The sequence below is a fragment of the Streptomyces oryzae genome, from assembly GCF_017676365.1.
GTDB classification, from domain to species: domain Bacteria; phylum Actinomycetota; class Actinomycetes; order Streptomycetales; family Streptomycetaceae; genus Streptomyces; species Streptomyces oryzae.
The window spans coordinates 1-1,593 of sequence record NZ_JADKMA010000397.1; the positions used below are offsets into that span (position 1 = coordinate 1).

Annotated in this window: 1 protein-coding gene and 1 pseudogene; one reads left to right on the top strand and one right to left on the bottom strand. The window is 70.6% G+C overall.

The window, feature by feature from the left end; genetic code table 11:
* Nucleotides 1-88 precede the first annotated feature (88 nt).
* A complete protein-coding gene (locus ITI46_RS34385) occupies nucleotides 89-1,240 on the top strand; it encodes an FAD-dependent monooxygenase (RefSeq protein WP_307808436.1) in 1,152 nt (383 codons plus the stop codon).
* A gap of 226 nt (nucleotides 1,241-1,466) precedes the next feature.
* On the opposite strand, the pseudogene ITI46_RS35335 reads toward ITI46_RS34385, so the two are convergent.
* Nucleotides 1,467-1,593: pseudogene (locus ITI46_RS35335) on the bottom strand (transglycosylase SLT domain-containing protein); the annotation flags it as partial.

Genomic DNA, 1,593 nt, shown 5'->3' on the forward strand with positions numbered 1-1,593 from the left:
CACCGCCCCCGAGCCCTCGCCCGCGACCGGAAGTTCCGGAGCGCCCGGAACGTCCGGCAAGGGCCGCGTCCTGATCTCCGGAGCGAGCGTGGCAGGGCCGGCCCTCGCCTACTGGCTGCACCGCTACGGCTTCCACGTCACCGTCGTCGAACGGGCTGCTGACCTACGGCCCGGCGGCCAGGCGATAGACGTACGCGGCCCGGCGATCGAGGTTGCCCGGCGGATGGGCGTGCTGGACGAACTGCGGGACCACGCAACCGACTTGCGCGGGATGTCCGTCCTGGACGCGGACGGCAACGAGACACACCGCAGCACCGAGGCCACCGCGAGCGGCGGGTTCCTGCACCGGGACGACGTGGAGATCCTCCGCGACGACCTGGCCCGCATTCTGGTGCGCGCGGGCGGCCCCGGGATCGAGTACGTCTTCGGCGATTCGATAGCCGAACTGCACGACGGCCCGGACGAGATCCGGGTGCGCTTCACCGGCGGGCAGGAGCGCGCGTTCGACATCGTCGTCGGTGCCGACGGTGTCCACTCGAACACCCGCGCCCTGGCCTTCGGGCCGCAGGAGCGGTATCTCTGGCCGCTGGCCGGGCACCTCGGAGTGTGGACGGCCCCGAACTTCCTCGGCCTGGACCGCTGGCAGCTCGTCCACCGCACCGGCGACCAGGTGGCGTGGGGCGCCCTGGTGATGAGCGTGCGCAAGAACACCGAACTGCGCGTCTACGTCGGCCTGAACGGGCTGGACCACGACGACCCGGCGCTGCGTGACCGGGAAAGCCAGAAGAAACTGATCGCCGAGCGGTTCGCGCACGCGCGCTGGGAGATGCCACGCCTGCTCTCCACCATGTGGGACGCGCCCGACTTCCACTTCGACGCCGGGGCGCAGATCCACATGGACACCTGGTCGAACGGCCGGGTCGTGCTGGTCGGCGACGCCGGTTACTGCGGCTCGCCCGCTTCAGGGCAGGGCAGCAGCATGGCGCTGGTCGGCGCGTACGTACTGGCCGGGCAGTTGAAGGCCGCCGGCGGTGACCACCGCGCGGCCTTCGCCGGCTACGAGCGCGAGCTGCGCCCCTGGGTCACCGCGAACCAGGCGCTCGCGGACCGGATGATCGACCAGGCGGAGCAGCAGGACGCACAGGCCGATCGGGAGGAGGACGCCGACGACTCCCTGCCCGCAGCAGTGGACGACAGCTACTACGCCGTCGTGGACGACTTCACCGTCCGCGACTACTGACGACCGGCCGGTATGGCGCGGGGGTGCGGTACGTGCCGCCCGGCCACTTCCTGCTGTACGACGAACGGGGCAGCGCCTGACCGGCACCTGGCCGGCTCCGCCAGATCGGCCAACTCGCCCTGCGCGACGGGACGGAACGCCGTGAATGCGACGGGAGCGGGTGGGAGGTGTGTCCTCCCACCCGCTCTTGTTCGTATGCGGGGTGCTGGTTCAGCGGTGGTTCGTCTTAGTAGGCGGAGTCGACGTTGTCCATGGTGCCGTAGCGGTCGGCTGCGTAGTTGCAGGCGGCGACGATGTTGGCGACGGGGTCGGTGAGCTTATCGGGGGTGCCCTTGACGTGGTACTGGTCGAAG